General features: G+C 34.6%; 16 protein-coding genes. 5 read left to right on the top strand and 11 right to left on the bottom strand.

All coding sequences use genetic code 11. From position 1 onward, the window contains the following. Positions 1–459: 459 nt before the first annotated feature. Positions 460–963, bottom strand: coding sequence for a hypothetical protein (locus H2O64_RS18110; protein WP_187563629.1), 504 nt, complete (start codon positions 961–963; stop codon positions 460–462). Between the two features lie 293 nt (positions 964–1256). Between H2O64_RS18110 and H2O64_RS18105 the strand changes: the two genes are divergently transcribed. Continuing rightward, entirely contained in the window at positions 1257–1772 is a 516-nt protein-coding gene (locus H2O64_RS18105) for a hypothetical protein (protein WP_187563628.1), read from the top strand. 159 nt (positions 1773–1931) lie between these two features. Here H2O64_RS18105 and H2O64_RS18100 read toward each other — a convergent pair whose 3' ends face one another. The 4 genes from H2O64_RS18100 to prfA all read right to left on the bottom strand — a co-directional run bounded on the left by H2O64_RS18100 (position 1932) and on the right by prfA (position 5087). Next, positions 1932–2723 (bottom strand): ABC transporter substrate-binding protein, encoded by a 792-nt coding sequence (locus H2O64_RS18100; protein ID WP_187563627.1) that lies wholly within the window; start codon positions 2721–2723, stop codon positions 1932–1934. Between the two features lie 17 nt (positions 2724–2740). After that, positions 2741–3556: an orotidine-5'-phosphate decarboxylase gene (pyrF, locus tag H2O64_RS18095; protein ID WP_187563626.1), complete on the bottom strand. Its 816-nt coding sequence runs from the start codon at positions 3554–3556 to the stop codon at positions 2741–2743. A 24-nt stretch (positions 3557–3580) separates the two neighbouring features. Further along, positions 3581–3949 carry a four helix bundle protein gene (locus H2O64_RS18090; RefSeq protein WP_187563625.1) on the bottom strand — a complete coding sequence of 123 codons (369 nt, stop codon included), beginning with the start codon at positions 3947–3949 and terminating at the stop codon, positions 3581–3583. A gap of 61 nt (positions 3950–4010) precedes the next feature. Next, a complete protein-coding gene (gene prfA, locus H2O64_RS18085) occupies positions 4011–5087 on the bottom strand; it encodes a peptide chain release factor 1 (RefSeq protein ID WP_187563624.1) in 1077 nt (358 codons plus the stop codon). 177 nt (positions 5088–5264) lie between these two features. Here prfA and H2O64_RS18080 point away from each other — a divergent pair, with 177 nt between their 5' ends. From H2O64_RS18080 to H2O64_RS18070, 3 genes are all read left to right on the top strand, one after another. Further along, positions 5265–5432, top strand: coding sequence for a hypothetical protein (locus tag H2O64_RS18080; RefSeq protein WP_187563623.1), 168 nt, complete (start codon positions 5265–5267; stop codon positions 5430–5432). Positions 5433–5613: 181 nt separating this feature from the next. Then, entirely contained in the window at positions 5614–5769 is a 156-nt protein-coding gene (locus H2O64_RS18075) for a hypothetical protein (protein WP_187563622.1), read from the top strand. Positions 5770–5930: 161 nt separating this feature from the next. Next, entirely contained in the window at positions 5931–6209 is a 279-nt protein-coding gene (locus H2O64_RS18070; RefSeq protein ID WP_187563621.1) for a hypothetical protein, read from the top strand. A 79-nt stretch (positions 6210–6288) separates the two neighbouring features. Here the strand turns inward: H2O64_RS18070 and H2O64_RS18065 are convergent, their stop codons facing one another. The 4 genes from H2O64_RS18065 to H2O64_RS18050 are packed head-to-tail and all read right to left on the bottom strand — an operon-like array spanning position 6289 to position 8479. Continuing rightward, positions 6289–7143 (bottom strand): DUF5777 family beta-barrel protein, encoded by an 855-nt coding sequence (locus tag H2O64_RS18065; protein ID WP_187563620.1) that lies wholly within the window; start codon positions 7141–7143, stop codon positions 6289–6291. Between the two features lie 33 nt (positions 7144–7176). Continuing rightward, on the bottom strand, positions 7177–7575 hold the full coding sequence (locus H2O64_RS18060) for a hypothetical protein (protein ID WP_187563619.1): 399 nt from the start codon (positions 7573–7575) through the stop codon (positions 7177–7179). Beyond that, on the bottom strand, positions 7553–8098 hold the full coding sequence (locus H2O64_RS18055) for a YceI family protein (RefSeq protein ID WP_187563618.1): 546 nt from the start codon (positions 8096–8098) through the stop codon (positions 7553–7555). The genes H2O64_RS18060 and H2O64_RS18055 overlap by 23 nt, the downstream gene beginning before the upstream one ends. An 18-nt stretch (positions 8099–8116) precedes the next feature. Continuing rightward, positions 8117–8479, bottom strand: coding sequence for a c-type cytochrome (locus H2O64_RS18050; protein ID WP_187563617.1), 363 nt, complete (start codon positions 8477–8479; stop codon positions 8117–8119). Positions 8480–8844: 365 nt separating this feature from the next. Between H2O64_RS18050 and H2O64_RS18045 the strand changes: the two genes are divergently transcribed. Beyond that, positions 8845–9372, top strand: a complete 528-nt coding sequence (locus H2O64_RS18045; protein WP_187563616.1) for a peptide-methionine (S)-S-oxide reductase — start codon at positions 8845–8847, stop codon at positions 9370–9372. A gap of 170 nt (positions 9373–9542) precedes the next feature. On the opposite strand, the gene H2O64_RS18040 is transcribed toward H2O64_RS18045, so the two are convergent. Together H2O64_RS18040 and H2O64_RS18035 are read right to left on the bottom strand one after the other, a co-directional pair. Next, on the bottom strand, positions 9543–10922 hold the full coding sequence (locus tag H2O64_RS18040) for a pentapeptide repeat-containing protein (protein WP_187563615.1): 1380 nt from the start codon (positions 10920–10922) through the stop codon (positions 9543–9545). 690 nt (positions 10923–11612) lie between these two features. Then, a complete protein-coding gene (locus H2O64_RS18035) occupies positions 11613–12794 on the bottom strand; it encodes an AIR synthase related protein (RefSeq protein ID WP_187563614.1) in 1182 nt (393 codons plus the stop codon). Positions 12795–12803 lie beyond the last annotated feature (9 nt).

Below are 12803 nucleotides of genomic sequence, written 5' to 3'. Positions count from 1 at the left end.
CGCTAACATTTAATCCCAACATGGGTAACATGACTCAGTATGTGGTGGACAAGAAGTTGATGGCACACAATCATCGGTTATTTGATAAGGAGGACAAGGACCTGTAACACAACCTATAAGTTTTGAAATATTTATGTCTCCACCACGTATATTTTTTCCATTCAGCGAAGAGATCGCTTTTTTATTTAGTAATAACGACTTAAGATTCTTTTTTTTCATTTTGATATATTTTAGAATTAATGATGAAACAAATGTAGCTCAAGAAGTAAGCAAACACTAATCAACTATCTGACAATTCAGTGAATTATAGGTAATTAAGAAAACTATAGTATGTAAGATTTATCTAAAACTTATGAAGAAGAATATGGTAACACTAAGTAAAATGCTCTTGTTAGATCAAGTTTTACAAAATCATCTAAAAGCGTTTTGAGAAGAATGAAAAGTTGCGATGTTTGACACCTATTTTTCTTTCACATATAAACCATCAAAAACTGTCGCCCATGTTTTTTGATCACCAGAAGTTTCCCAATGTTGACGTACCGAACCATTTTCGTTCAATGTCCAAGTGACTCTGTTTACATATTTTTGCCCTTTTGGAGAAGTAACCTCATCACTTTGTAAAATCATCTCATTCCCTACTCTATTGCCTTTTAAGTGTAAACTTCCACCTTTATTGTCAATCCAAATTTGTTCCCATTGCTTTTTTTGTGCATTGTAAAAATTATAACTTGTTCCTGTATAACCTCCCTTAGCACTTGTCCAATTCTCACGAAGGACACATTCATCTTCAATTTTTGTAATTATATTTTTTCCGGCGGGTGTTCCATCTGTGTTGGTCACATTCCAAGTGCCAACCCAAAAATCAAATGCTTGATGATTTTCAGTACAACATGCACAAGTATCTTGTTGTGCATTTACAGTCATTGAAATGAAAACGGCTAATACAAAAAGTAATTTTTTCATCGTTAAATAAATTAGTTAGTTAATTACAATATAGCGTGAAAAGCAGGAACACATCGTTAATCAATTGTTAAAAAGCGAACCGAAGTTCGCTAACATTTAACCCCAACATGGGTAACATGAAGTGTCACAAGATGCTGCTTTGCGGCTTGGGCAAGAAGTTGTTGGTACGCAATCATCAGTTATTTGGTTAGGGCCATTACCTCCAGAAAAACGCATCCATATACAAATCGTAGACAGCGACTAACTTTATCCTTTATTTTCTAACTTTTTGATGAATTATTCTTTACATTTCTATGAAATTAATTTTAAAAGGCAGTGTAATGGATTATCAATTGAAGAAAGAGTCAAAAAATAAACAGCAGTCGGTTGCAAATTCAATTGCGAAAAAAGCGACTACAAATACACCATTTCAATTCGTTGATAAAAGACCAACTAAAACTTTACAGCTAAAATCACTACAACTCCTTGAACAAAAAGTAACACAACTCGGAAAAAAAGGGGGAAAAAAAGCTAAGAAACCTAGCAAACCAAAAATGTATAAGCCTGTTCCAGGTGGCTGGGACGATGATAAAGCTATGAAAGATCATTGTTGGACATATTGTGATAAGACACAAACTACGCTAGTTCAAGCTGCTGAAAAATTAGGATTGCAACCTCCAATGTTAGGACATGGATCAGGTTCTAGTAAAAGTGGTACAGGGAAAGATGCTCAATTGTATGCCGTTTTTAAAGCATACATGGAATTTGCATTAAAAGATTCTCCAGGAAGAACTTTAGATGCAAAAGCTAAAAAAGTTCTCAAAGGATAGTTACATTAAATTTTAGCAATTCTTTAATATATTTCTAATATTCTCTTAACATACAAAATCTAGTTTTCGACATATATTTGCAGTGTTGTAATACTCCATACAACATTTTTGGGTTAGTTAAAGAAATTAAATCGGGTCTCATTGCCCGATTTTTCTTGTTTAGAGACTTTTGTGAAGTTGCTTGAAATAAGCAAAAGCTTTAGAAAGTCGCGAGCCATACCAACTAAAATATTCACCATCTACAAAAACAGTTTTCGCATGATGCGTATGTCGTCCGAGTTCAAAAGCATGTGCTGACTTAAACGGATATGGTTCTGAAGATAACATTACAATTGCTGGATCGCCTTGCAAACGAATCTTTTTGATCTCAACTTCTGGATACCTTCCGTGTGATTCGTATATGTTTTCAAATTTACAAAGCTTCAATAAGTAATTGATAAATGTATCTTTTCCTGCTGCCATCCATGGCTTTCGCCAGATAAAATACGCAACTTTTTGCACAGGAATATCTTTAACAAACTCTTGAAAATCTTTTAAGTGAAATCGAATTTTATCGTTGATTTTAGAAGCTTCTGTATTGCACTTAAAAATTGTTCCGTACTGCGTGATCATTTCCAGCGATTCGTCAATATTTTGTATATCAGAAACATGTACTGGATATAATTTTTCTAGTTCCTCAACAATTTCTTTGGTGTTTTCTTCTTTGTTACACAGAATAATATCTGGCTGCAACGCGATAATTTTAGCCAGCTTGATGTTTTTTGTTCCGCCAACAATGGTCTTCGTGCTTTTTAAATGATATGGATGTACACAGAATTTTGTAATACCAACAATACTGTCTTCTAAACCCAAATCGTATAGCAATTCAGTTTGTGAAGGCACTAAGGAAACAATTCGTTTTGGCGTAGTTTCCAACGTAAACGTTCGCTGCATCTGATCTGTAAATTCCATATTGAATAGAAAACGATTTATTGTGCTAAAATTTCTGCCATTTGTGTTTGTAACTCTGCCGCTTTTTCGGCTGCAGCCGAAGCAAAATTTTCTTGATTTGAAGCATAAATAATTCCTCTAGACGAATTGATTAAAAGTCCAACATCTTTGGTCATTCCGTAGTTGCAAACGTCTTGCAAGTTTCCGCCTTGAGCGCCAACACCAGGAACTAATAAAAAACTTTCCGGAATAATTTTTCTAATTTCTCCTAAGAAAGAAGCTTTGGTCGCGCCTACAACATACATTAAATTTTCACTGTTTTTCCAACCTTTAGAAGTTTCTAACACATGTTTGTAAACTTCTTTATTGTCTATTAATTTCGTTTGAAAGTCATACGCACCTTCATTTGATGTTAAGGCTAACAAAATTGTATGTTTTCCTTCAAATGCTAAGAAAGGTTCTACGGAATCTTTTCCCATGTATGGAGCCACAGTGACCGAATCGAATGCTAAGTCTTCAAAGAAAGCTTTTGCATACATGCTTGATGTATTTCCGATATCGCCACGTTTGGCATCTGCAATGGTAAAGATTTCAGGATGATTGGTATTGAGGTACTGAATCGTTTTTTCCAACGCTCGCCAACCTTTGATTCCGTACGCTTCGTAAAATGCAGTATTTGGTTTGTACGCAACTGCCAAATGATGTGTAGTGTCAATAATTGCTTTGTTGAACTCAAATATTGGATCGTCCGTTTCTAGTAAATGCTTCGGGATTTTTTGCAAATCAACATCAAGTCCAATACAGAGAAAGGATTTTTTTCTATGAATTTCGGCGATTAGTTGTGTGGTGGTCATTAGTTGGTTTTTAGGTATTGGGTTTTAGGTTTTTGGGTATTGGGTCTTAACGTACTTAACCAATGAATTGATCCTTTTTTGAAGTGTCTGTATCTTTTCAATAATAAGCGTACCATCTTCATCAGAAATATAAGAAAGTCGCATGCAAATAACAAACTGTGTTTCTATTTCAAAAGCCGATCCCAAACCTATTTTTAAAAATCGAGCGAAATCCTTTTGAGAATCTTTTGCAGAACCTTCGGCTATATTTGAAGGAATTGACACGACTGCTCTTGAAATTTGAGAACGTAACCCAAATTTTTCTACATCTGGAAGTTGCTCTAATATTTCATAGACATCAGCCACAAGGTCAATTGCGCTTTTCCAAACATCAAGTTTTCTAAAATCTCGCATTTATTTATAATTATATCAAACCTAAGACCTAAGACCTAAGACCTAAGACCTAAGACCTAAATTACATTATTTCGCTAGCTTCTTTCAGCTTTTCAGTGTTTTCAACTAGCATTAATTCGTCGAGTATTTTTTGAATATCTCCATTCATGATGTTTGATAAATCGTATAGTGTTAATCCAATTCTGTGATCTGTAACACGTCCTTGCGAATAGTTATAGGTTCTAATCTTAGCACTTCTATCTCCAGAAGACACCATACTTTTACGGCGAACAGAATCTGCTGCTAGTTTTTTCTCTAATTCTTTATCGTATAATCTAGAACGCAATACTTTTAATGCTTTTTCTAAATTTTTATGTGACGATTTTTGATCTTGACAGCTTACCACTAATCCTGATGGTGCATGATGTAAACGAATTGCAGAATAGGTTGTGTTTACCGATTGTCCTCCAGGACCAGTAGATGTTGTTCTTTCTATACGAACATCTTTCATATCTAATTCTACATCAAACTCTTCTGCTTCTGGCAATACCATTACTGTTGCTGCACTTGTATGTACACGTCCTTGTGTTTCTGTTTGTGGTACACGTTGTACACGATGCACTCCAGCTTCAAACTTCATGGTTCCATAAACATCATCACCTGAAACTTCAAAAATAATTTCTTTGAATCCTCCCGAAGTTCCTTCGCTATAATCTACGATACTTACATTCCAACCGCGACCTTCACAGTATTTTGTGTACATACGGTGTAAATCACCTGCAAAAATACTTGCTTCATCTCCTCCGGTTCCTGCACGTACTTCCATGACAATGTTTTTACTATCTTCTGGATCTTTTGGAATCAATAAGAGTTTAATTTCATCTTCAAGCTTTGGCAATTCATCTTTTGCTTCTTCTAATTGCATCTTTGCCATTTCGGTCATTTCTGCATCACTTCCATCTGCAATGATTTCTTCTGCCTCCGCAATATTGTCCAAGAGCTCTTTGTATACGTCGCGTTTTTCCACGAGTATTTTAAGATCTTTATATTCTTTATTGAGCTGTACGTATCTTTTTTGGTCTGAAATGATGTCTGGTTGAATAATTAAATCATTCACCTCATCAAAACGTTGTTTTACTATCTGTAATTTATCTAACATAGAACTTCTTCTTTTCAGGTTTGCAAATTTACAATTTTTATTGATTGTTTTAGATTTTCTGTGTGAGTTCTAAAACACTTTCGTTAAAAAAGTAATTTTCAACGATATCTTCTTGACTTATCTCACATTTTAATTGTATTTTTAGTACTATTAATTAACCATATAAAATTACCACACATGAAAAAAAGAGGTATAAACAGTTTAAAATTAAACAAAATTAGTATTTCATCTTTAAAAGAAATTGTAAAAGGTGGGCTTCGTACGCCACTAGATAGTGATTGTTCTTCTTACGGAAATGGAGAATGTGACGAAACCTATTGTAATTGTGAAACGCAAGAACACTAGTTCATAGACTACACACATTATTTTTTAACTGCATCATTTTCTATTGAAAATGATGCAGTTTTGTTTATGACAACATTTCTTTTATTATGGAGAAACGTTATTTTCTTCAATAATTATAGGTTTTATTTTACTTATTAATTGTATTTTTAAGACTATTAATTAACCATATAAAATACCACACATGAAAAAAAGAAATTTAAGTACATTACAGTTGAACAAAAGAAGCATTTCATCATTAAAAGAAGTTATAAAAGGTGGATTTCGATCACCTAGTGACTGTACTTCTCTCGGAAATGGAGATCCATGTCCTGAGTCACATGATTGTGAAACGCAATAGCGATAGTTCTCAAAACACATAGAATGTCTTATAACTGCATCATTTTCAATAGAAAACGATGCAGTTTTTTTATTGCAAACATTACTTTTATTACGGATTATCCATATATAGTTTACTTATATATTCTTTACTTTTGTGCCTTAACCAAAAACTTATATATCATGAAAAAAAAGAAAGTAACTTTAGGGAAATTAGGCTTGAAAAAGTCAAGAGTAGCTTCATTAGAATCTAATAGTGTAACAGGAGGATTCCAGTCTTGGACAGGAACTGCTGAGCCATGTTTTTCAGATTTTGGCTGTGGAGGAGAAACAAATGGTTGCCCAGTATACACTGACGGTTGTCCACCACAAACAGGTGCATGCCCAACAAATGGTTGCCCACCTGCAACGCTTTTATGTAATTCACATTCAGTATGTCCTCCAGGAGTTTATTGCTACTAAGAACACACTTTATAGTATACTAAAAAGAAAGGCTTTCAAATACATGAAAGCCTTTTGTATTTTTAGGTGTTTCTTGTATTTAGAATACTCGTACAATATTGAATCCAAAAAAGATATCACCATCGCCCCAATCGCCTTCAGCATTGCTGATAAAGCCAGGTTCATTGGTTGATTGTGCATTGGAGAATAATAATTGAAATACGTGTCCGCCAGTTTCAATATCGACACCAATTGTCAATGGATTTTTGAATTGAGAGTTGTCTGCTCTGCTAAAATTATATACATAATCCATGTTGATTGACATACGCTTGCTTACTTTTAAACGTCCACCTGCGCCCATGGCAAATTGATCGTGTTTCTGAGCAGCTTCTAGCGTTAAGTTTTGACGTACATACGAAGGTGCTAATTCAAGAGAAAAGCTATTACTGAATCTTCTTGAAACTAATAATTGCGTTGTATAACTCAATCGATCGTCAAAAGTTAAGAATGGAAAACGGTCTTTTCGCACTTGCGTGTTGATATTCACGGTAGCATATCCGACAAGGTTTACTGGAAAACTATCAGATTGATTTTTCAATTTCATCTTCGTAGAAAGCGCGTACGTTTGTCGCAACGATTCTCTGCTGATTCCAAATTGCCAACCATCTAAAAGTCCGTAGACCAATTGTATTTTAGTGTTTGCATTGTCAAATCCGAAAAAAGTAGACAATCCATCGTCTAATGTTCCAAATCTGTGTGAAACATAAAGGTAGAAATCGCCTTTTGCTGCCACTTTTGTCGATTGTAAGTTTCCAATCTTCATCGCTTTGAATGCAGGTGATTCAAAGGTTTGTGGTACAGCTTCATCTTCTAATTCGTCTAGCAAATCGTCTTGAGCATGCAATAATCCCACACTAAATATTGAGAATAGTACAAGTATGTAATAATGTTTCATTTCGGTTGGTTCGTTTAACGTTTGATCGTAGAATTATTTTTGGATAACGATTGCTTTATCGAGTTTTAACTCTTCCATTAAGTCATCATATCCAATGATTCTACCCATGATTTTTAATTTTTGGTTTTCAAAGAGTTCACTCGTAGACGTTCCTTCTGCTAATTGAAAATAGATACTTTCGTTTAGCGAAATTCCCTTTTCGTCTGTTGCCGTAATGACTCCTACAAGTTTTATTACTTTTTCTCCTTGTGTCCAACTTTCAGGATTTTCTTTTATTTTTTCTAAAAATTCAATTGCTGTACCTTCAAAAGCTACTTCCATGTCAGTAATAGCAGTATGTGGCGCATAAGCGTATTTGTATCCTGCATACGCAGAAACGGCAATAATTAGGACTAATCCGATAAGGAATTTACTTTTTTTCGACAAGCTCATAGTTTAGTGTTACGTTAATTTCTTTTGCGATTTTATCTCTTACAATACTTGGTATATCAATATCAAAGTCTTGTGGTTTTACTGTGAAGAATGATTTGATGACAATTTTGTCGCCGTCTTTAGAAATCATTGCGGTGGTTTCAATCTCTTTTGCTTTTCCGCGAACTGTTAGTGTTCCTGAAAGTTTGTATTCTTTCGCGGTAGCTGATAGATCAGACATGTTAAAATCTTTCAATTTCCCTTTAAAAGTAGCTTTCGGGAATTTATCCGAATCCATGTAGTTTTCGTTGAAATGTTCTTCCATCAACGCCACTTTAAAGTGAAACGACTTCATGAATAATAACGCTGCTAAATCGCCTGTATCTACTTTTAAAATTGAAGTGGTACTATTGCTTTTTGCTTCTACAGGTTCAAAAGCATCTACGGAAGCTTTGAAATCTGTTTCTCCTGTTTTTGTGTAATACTTTTGCGCGGAAACCGTTCCCACTACAAAGAGTAAACACAGTACTAGTATTTTTTGCATATTGTTATTTTTTGAGGTTTAATTTTCAAGGTAGCCGTCAATAATCCATTGATCAATGATTTGGCGTGTTTCGGGTGGCAATTGTCCCGTTGGCGGCATAGGATTTGCAGAGTTATTGATCCGATTGACCAAATTTCCTTGTTCTGCTGCGGCTCTCACATTTGCATAGCCTGTTAATTGCAAACCTGCGTTTGCATTGGGTCCGCTATGACAAGTGACACAATTCGTTGTGATGATAGCTGCTACATCATCATCATACGTAACAGTTTCAACAATTGGCGGTAAGTCTTCTACATCGCCTTCATCAAGCGTATTGGTTGTACAGTTATAAAGTACAACCGGAATTATTGCCAAACATAGTATGGTAAGTTTACGATACATTTTTTTAATTTTTTAATTTTCCTTTTTCTTAGAATGTTTTCAATTTACTAAAAATAATGTAGTGTTTTATATATTCTTCTAAAAAATTCACGATCTCTTTTTTATGTGTATTTAGGCAACGTGAGTACGATACAACTTTACTTTTATTATTTTGTTTTTCAGCATTTTAAGACAAATGTCAAATCGAGCGCAGTCGAGGTTCAATAAAAACAGTCGTGTTCTTTAGCTTCTCGACTGCGCTCGAAGTTGATAAAGTGTTGATTTTATTGTATTTCGGGTTTATGTAACGATTTCTTACATCGAACTCACGTTAAGCAACTATTTTACTTTTTTGTTCTATTTTTGTGTGGAATGCATCCAGTATTATGAAAATAAAAGCAACACTTCAATTGGAAAAAATTGCCTTTGGTGGCGGCTGTCATTGGTGCACCGAAGCGGTTTTTCAATCGTTGATTGGTGTGCATGATGTGGCACAAGGTTGGGTACAATCTACGGAAGTGAACAACACATTTTCAGAAGCCGTCATTGTAGCGTTTGATGCAAATGTCATTCCATTAAAAATTCTCACAGAGATTCATCTGCGGACGCATAAATCTACTGTACAACATTCCATGCGGAAGAAATATCGTTCGGCCGTTTATTTTTTTGAGGATATACAAGAAGAAATTATTGAAGATATTCTTTCTGAACTTCAAGATGGTTTTGATTCAACTATCATCACGCAAATATTACCATTTGTAGCATTTAAACCTTCGCAAAATGATTTTACAAATTATTATTATTCCAAGCCAACAAAACCATTTTGTGAACAGTATATTAATCCGAAATTGAAGTTGTTATTACGTGATTTTTCAAGTTTTGCGGATACAGGGAAATTGAAGGGTTTGGAATAGTCTCAGTATTCAGTTCGTCATTCTGGGCTTGACTCAGAATCACATATAAAACTCAACTTTATGGGAAGCTGAATCAAGTTCAGCTTGACGTTCAACGTACACTAAGCGGAGTCTAAGTCTAAAAATAAGAAATGACAATTGTATCGCAAAAACAGAAACGGAATAACGCTCTATTTTTTACGAATGAGTATAGGTTTCATTATTTCTTTAATTTCTTTATTTATATAATAATAAGATCTATGAGTACTATCTACCCTATATTCATTATATATTTTTTCTGATCCTTTGAGCTTTAAACTATCTCTGATAAAGGTTAACCAATCGTATCTGTCTACTTTTGTTCTGTCTAAAGATTTTACGTTTGTCAAATCTGTACTTCTTAAATTCGTATTACTCAAATTAGCACCTCTCAAATCTGCACTCCTTAAATTCGCATTACTCAAATCTGCAAAAGTCAAATTTGCATTGCCTAATTCCGCATTACTCAAATCCGCATAAGTCAAATTCGCATTACCTAATTCCGCATTACTCAAATTCGCAAAAGACAAATTCGCATCACTCAAATTCGCAAAAGGCAAATTCGCGTCACTCAAATTCGCAAAAGACAAATTCACATACGCTAAATTCGTTTTAGGTAAATTCGCTTTTCCCAAATTTGCATTGTTAAGTTCTGCATAGCTGAAGTTTGAATTATTCCGCCCTAAAATGTTTTTTCTAAAAAAAACACTATCTATCTTACTTCTTAGCAACGTAATTAATAATTGTCCCCTTTCTGGGCTTATGATTTTGGTAAACGCTAAACTATCTGAATATCCTCCTTCTCGATATGATTGAAGATATTTATAAGGTTTCATGGAGCGAGAAAGACTTATGATACGTCCGACCAACGTATTTGATAAGGTATCTTTTTTATTTAATGGGTCTTTTAATTCAGTATTAAGATCACTTAAAACTTCTCCCATAATAAACATTTGAGTTGAGCGTCTTGAAGCTTCCACCAATTGGGTTTGTTGATCCATTTTCTTGTTTTGGCTTTCAAAAAGTTTATTCTGGTTCAGGGTTAACATCGTGACCACTAAACCGCTGCAACCGGCAATAAAAGTTAACATGACACGCAACGCCCAATTTCGATAATTGGACCACAATAGAAAGCTAATAATTCGTGGTGCATATAGCTTCATCTTTTCTTTGTCAGTACTTTCTATGGGAAGCGTTTGCACTACTTTTTCTGAGACGATGTTTAACGTACTTTGAGATTCTTCAATAATGTTATCAAAGTCTACATCTTTTCCAAAGAACTTTTTTATGATCCGATTTCTAAACCAAACCGTTCCTAAAAACAAAATAGCAATGAAAATAAAGATAGATATGAAAATTAGATAGACTTCTTTTTGATAATCTGAAGCTATATTCAATCCCCAAATCACCACAAAGCCAACAAAAGCACCTACTATGATTCCAATTAAAAGTTTTTCGTTATTGCTTTTAGGTCTTATTTTTTTTAAACGCTCGTTTTCCTCTTGAAGTTTTTTTATTTCGTTTTCGGTCATAATTGATTAGCTTACAACCAAATGTAATACATTTCTTTAAATAAAGTGACGTGAGTTAGACATAAGCTTCATTCAAATAAAATTTAGTCAACATTTAATATATAAGGATTAAAATGATGAAAATCATATTTTCACTTTCATTTTCTTTGCTCGCACAAAGAAAAGAAACAAAAGAAAGTGCGCTTTTCCAGAGGTATTTTTAGTTTTTCTTTTTTTGAAAAACTAAAACCGCATGAATTTTTCTAAATTTTCTCCAAGGCTTCAAAAATTCTTAACGAAAAATCCCTGCTATACTGCGGAAAAGAAGAAAGCATCTTTTAAATTTTATATCGAACTCAGGTTAAAGTAGTGTTTGAAATGAGTTTGTCTGTTTGTGAATGAAGTTTGAGTTTTCTTTGAAACAGATTGCTTCGGCTCACCTCGCAAAGACGTAATGAATAAAAAGTATACTTTCAAAACCCTTGTAATTACTGAGCTTACGAACGTATGATTTCTACTCAAGAGCACAGATTCTCTGCTCAAGAACGCTTGTTCTCTGCTTTTGAGTAAAAAATATTGTACTCAAGTGTAGAAATTGAGCACTTTGTTAAAGCGTAGTTATTTAGCTATTTTATGTGACCTTGAATCAAGTTCAAGGTGACGCACAACTAGTTTTTCACCAAAAGCTAACAGCCAATAGCTAGAAGCTGGTTAGTTATACTCAAATATCCCATATTCACTAGAAATCGTCAGCTTTTTACTGTCTGAAGTTTCTACGCGACCGACAATTTGTGCGTCAACATTGTATGATTTTGAAATGGCAATGATATCTTCTGCAACTTCTGGAGAAACGTATATTTCCATACGATGTCCGCAGTTGAAGACTTGATACATTTCTTTCCAATCGGTATTCGATTGCTCTTGAATGAGTTTGAAAAGTGGTGGAATTTCAAACATATTGTTTTTGATAATATGTAAGTTTTCCACGAAGTGTAATATTTTGGTTTGCGCGCCACCACTACAATGCACCATTCCATGAATGTCTTCAGAAGTGTATTTATCTAAGATATTTTTAATGATTGGTGCGTACGTTCGCGTTGGAGATAAGACTAATTTTCCAGCGTCAATTGGCGAATCTGCCACAGCATCTGTCAACTTCGTTTTTCCAGAATACACTAGATCACTTGGCACTGCATTGTCAAAACTTTCAGGATATTTTTCGGCAAGATATTTATCAAAAACATCATGACGCGCAGATGTTAATCCGTTGCTTCCCATTCCGCCGTTATATGATTTCTCATAACTTGCTTGACCAAAAGAAGCCAAACCAACAATGACATCGCCCGCTTTTATGTTTGCGTTGTCAATCACGTCTTTGCGTTTCATGCGTGCCGTTACCGTAGAATCTACAATGATTGTTCGTACTAAATCACCCACATCAGCCGTTTCGCCACCTGTGGAATGAATCGTAACATCAAATTCTTTGAGTTCTTTGATAAGTTCTTCACTTCCGTTGATGATTGCCGAAATCACTTCACCTGGAATTGCATTTTTGTTTCTTCCAATGGTAGATGATAACATAATGTTATCCGTTGCGCCAACACATAATAAGTCGTCAATATTCATGATTAATGCATCTTGCGCTATGCCTTTCCAAACTGACAAATCGCCTGTTTCTTTCCAATACATATACGCTAATGATGATTTTGTTCCAGCGCCATCTGCATGCATGATTAAGCAATATTCTTCATCATTCGTGAGATAATCAGGAACAATTTTACAGAACGCTTGTGGAAATAAACCTTTATCAATGTTTTTGATGGCATTGTGTACATCTTCTTTCGATGCCGAAACGCCTCGCATTGCATACCGTTTTGATACTTCTTGACTCATAGTTGTGTT

Source organism: Kordia aestuariivivens, assembly GCF_014397005.1.
GTDB classification, from domain to species: domain Bacteria; phylum Bacteroidota; class Bacteroidia; order Flavobacteriales; family Flavobacteriaceae; genus Kordia; species Kordia aestuariivivens.
The sequence above is the reverse complement of the archived record's forward strand: the minus strand, read 5'-3'. Positions and strand labels throughout refer to the sequence as shown.

Coding starts and splice junctions, on each gene's coding strand:
- H2O64_RS18110 (WP_187563629.1), bottom strand. CDS start 963: ATGAAAAAATTACTTTTTGTATTAGCCGTTTTCATTTCAATGACTGTA.
- H2O64_RS18105 (WP_187563628.1), top strand. CDS start 1,257: ATGAAATTAATTTTAAAAGGCAGTGTAATGGATTATCAATTGAAGAAA.
- H2O64_RS18100 (WP_187563627.1), bottom strand. CDS start 2,723: ATGGAATTTACAGATCAGATGCAGCGAACGTTTACGTTGGAAACTACG.
- pyrF (WP_187563626.1), bottom strand. CDS start 3,556: ATGACCACCACACAACTAATCGCCGAAATTCATAGAAAAAAATCCTTT.
- H2O64_RS18090 (WP_187563625.1), bottom strand. CDS start 3,949: ATGCGAGATTTTAGAAAACTTGATGTTTGGAAAAGCGCAATTGACCTT.
- prfA (WP_187563624.1), bottom strand. CDS start 5,087: ATGTTAGATAAATTACAGATAGTAAAACAACGTTTTGATGAGGTGAAT.
- H2O64_RS18080 (WP_187563623.1), top strand. CDS start 5,265: ATGAAAAAAAGAGGTATAAACAGTTTAAAATTAAACAAAATTAGTATT.
- H2O64_RS18075 (WP_187563622.1), top strand. CDS start 5,614: ATGAAAAAAAGAAATTTAAGTACATTACAGTTGAACAAAAGAAGCATT.
- H2O64_RS18070 (WP_187563621.1), top strand. CDS start 5,931: ATGAAAAAAAAGAAAGTAACTTTAGGGAAATTAGGCTTGAAAAAGTCA.
- H2O64_RS18065 (WP_187563620.1), bottom strand. CDS start 7,143: ATGAAACATTATTACATACTTGTACTATTCTCAATATTTAGTGTGGGA.
- H2O64_RS18060 (WP_187563619.1), bottom strand. CDS start 7,575: ATGAGCTTGTCGAAAAAAAGTAAATTCCTTATCGGATTAGTCCTAATT.
- H2O64_RS18055 (WP_187563618.1), bottom strand. CDS start 8,098: ATGCAAAAAATACTAGTACTGTGTTTACTCTTTGTAGTGGGAACGGTT.
- H2O64_RS18050 (WP_187563617.1), bottom strand. CDS start 8,479: ATGTATCGTAAACTTACCATACTATGTTTGGCAATAATTCCGGTTGTA.
- H2O64_RS18045 (WP_187563616.1), top strand. CDS start 8,845: ATGAAAATAAAAGCAACACTTCAATTGGAAAAAATTGCCTTTGGTGGC.
- H2O64_RS18040 (WP_187563615.1), bottom strand. CDS start 10,922: ATGACCGAAAACGAAATAAAAAAACTTCAAGAGGAAAACGAGCGTTTA.
- H2O64_RS18035 (WP_187563614.1), bottom strand. CDS start 12,794: ATGAGTCAAGAAGTATCAAAACGGTATGCAATGCGAGGCGTTTCGGCA.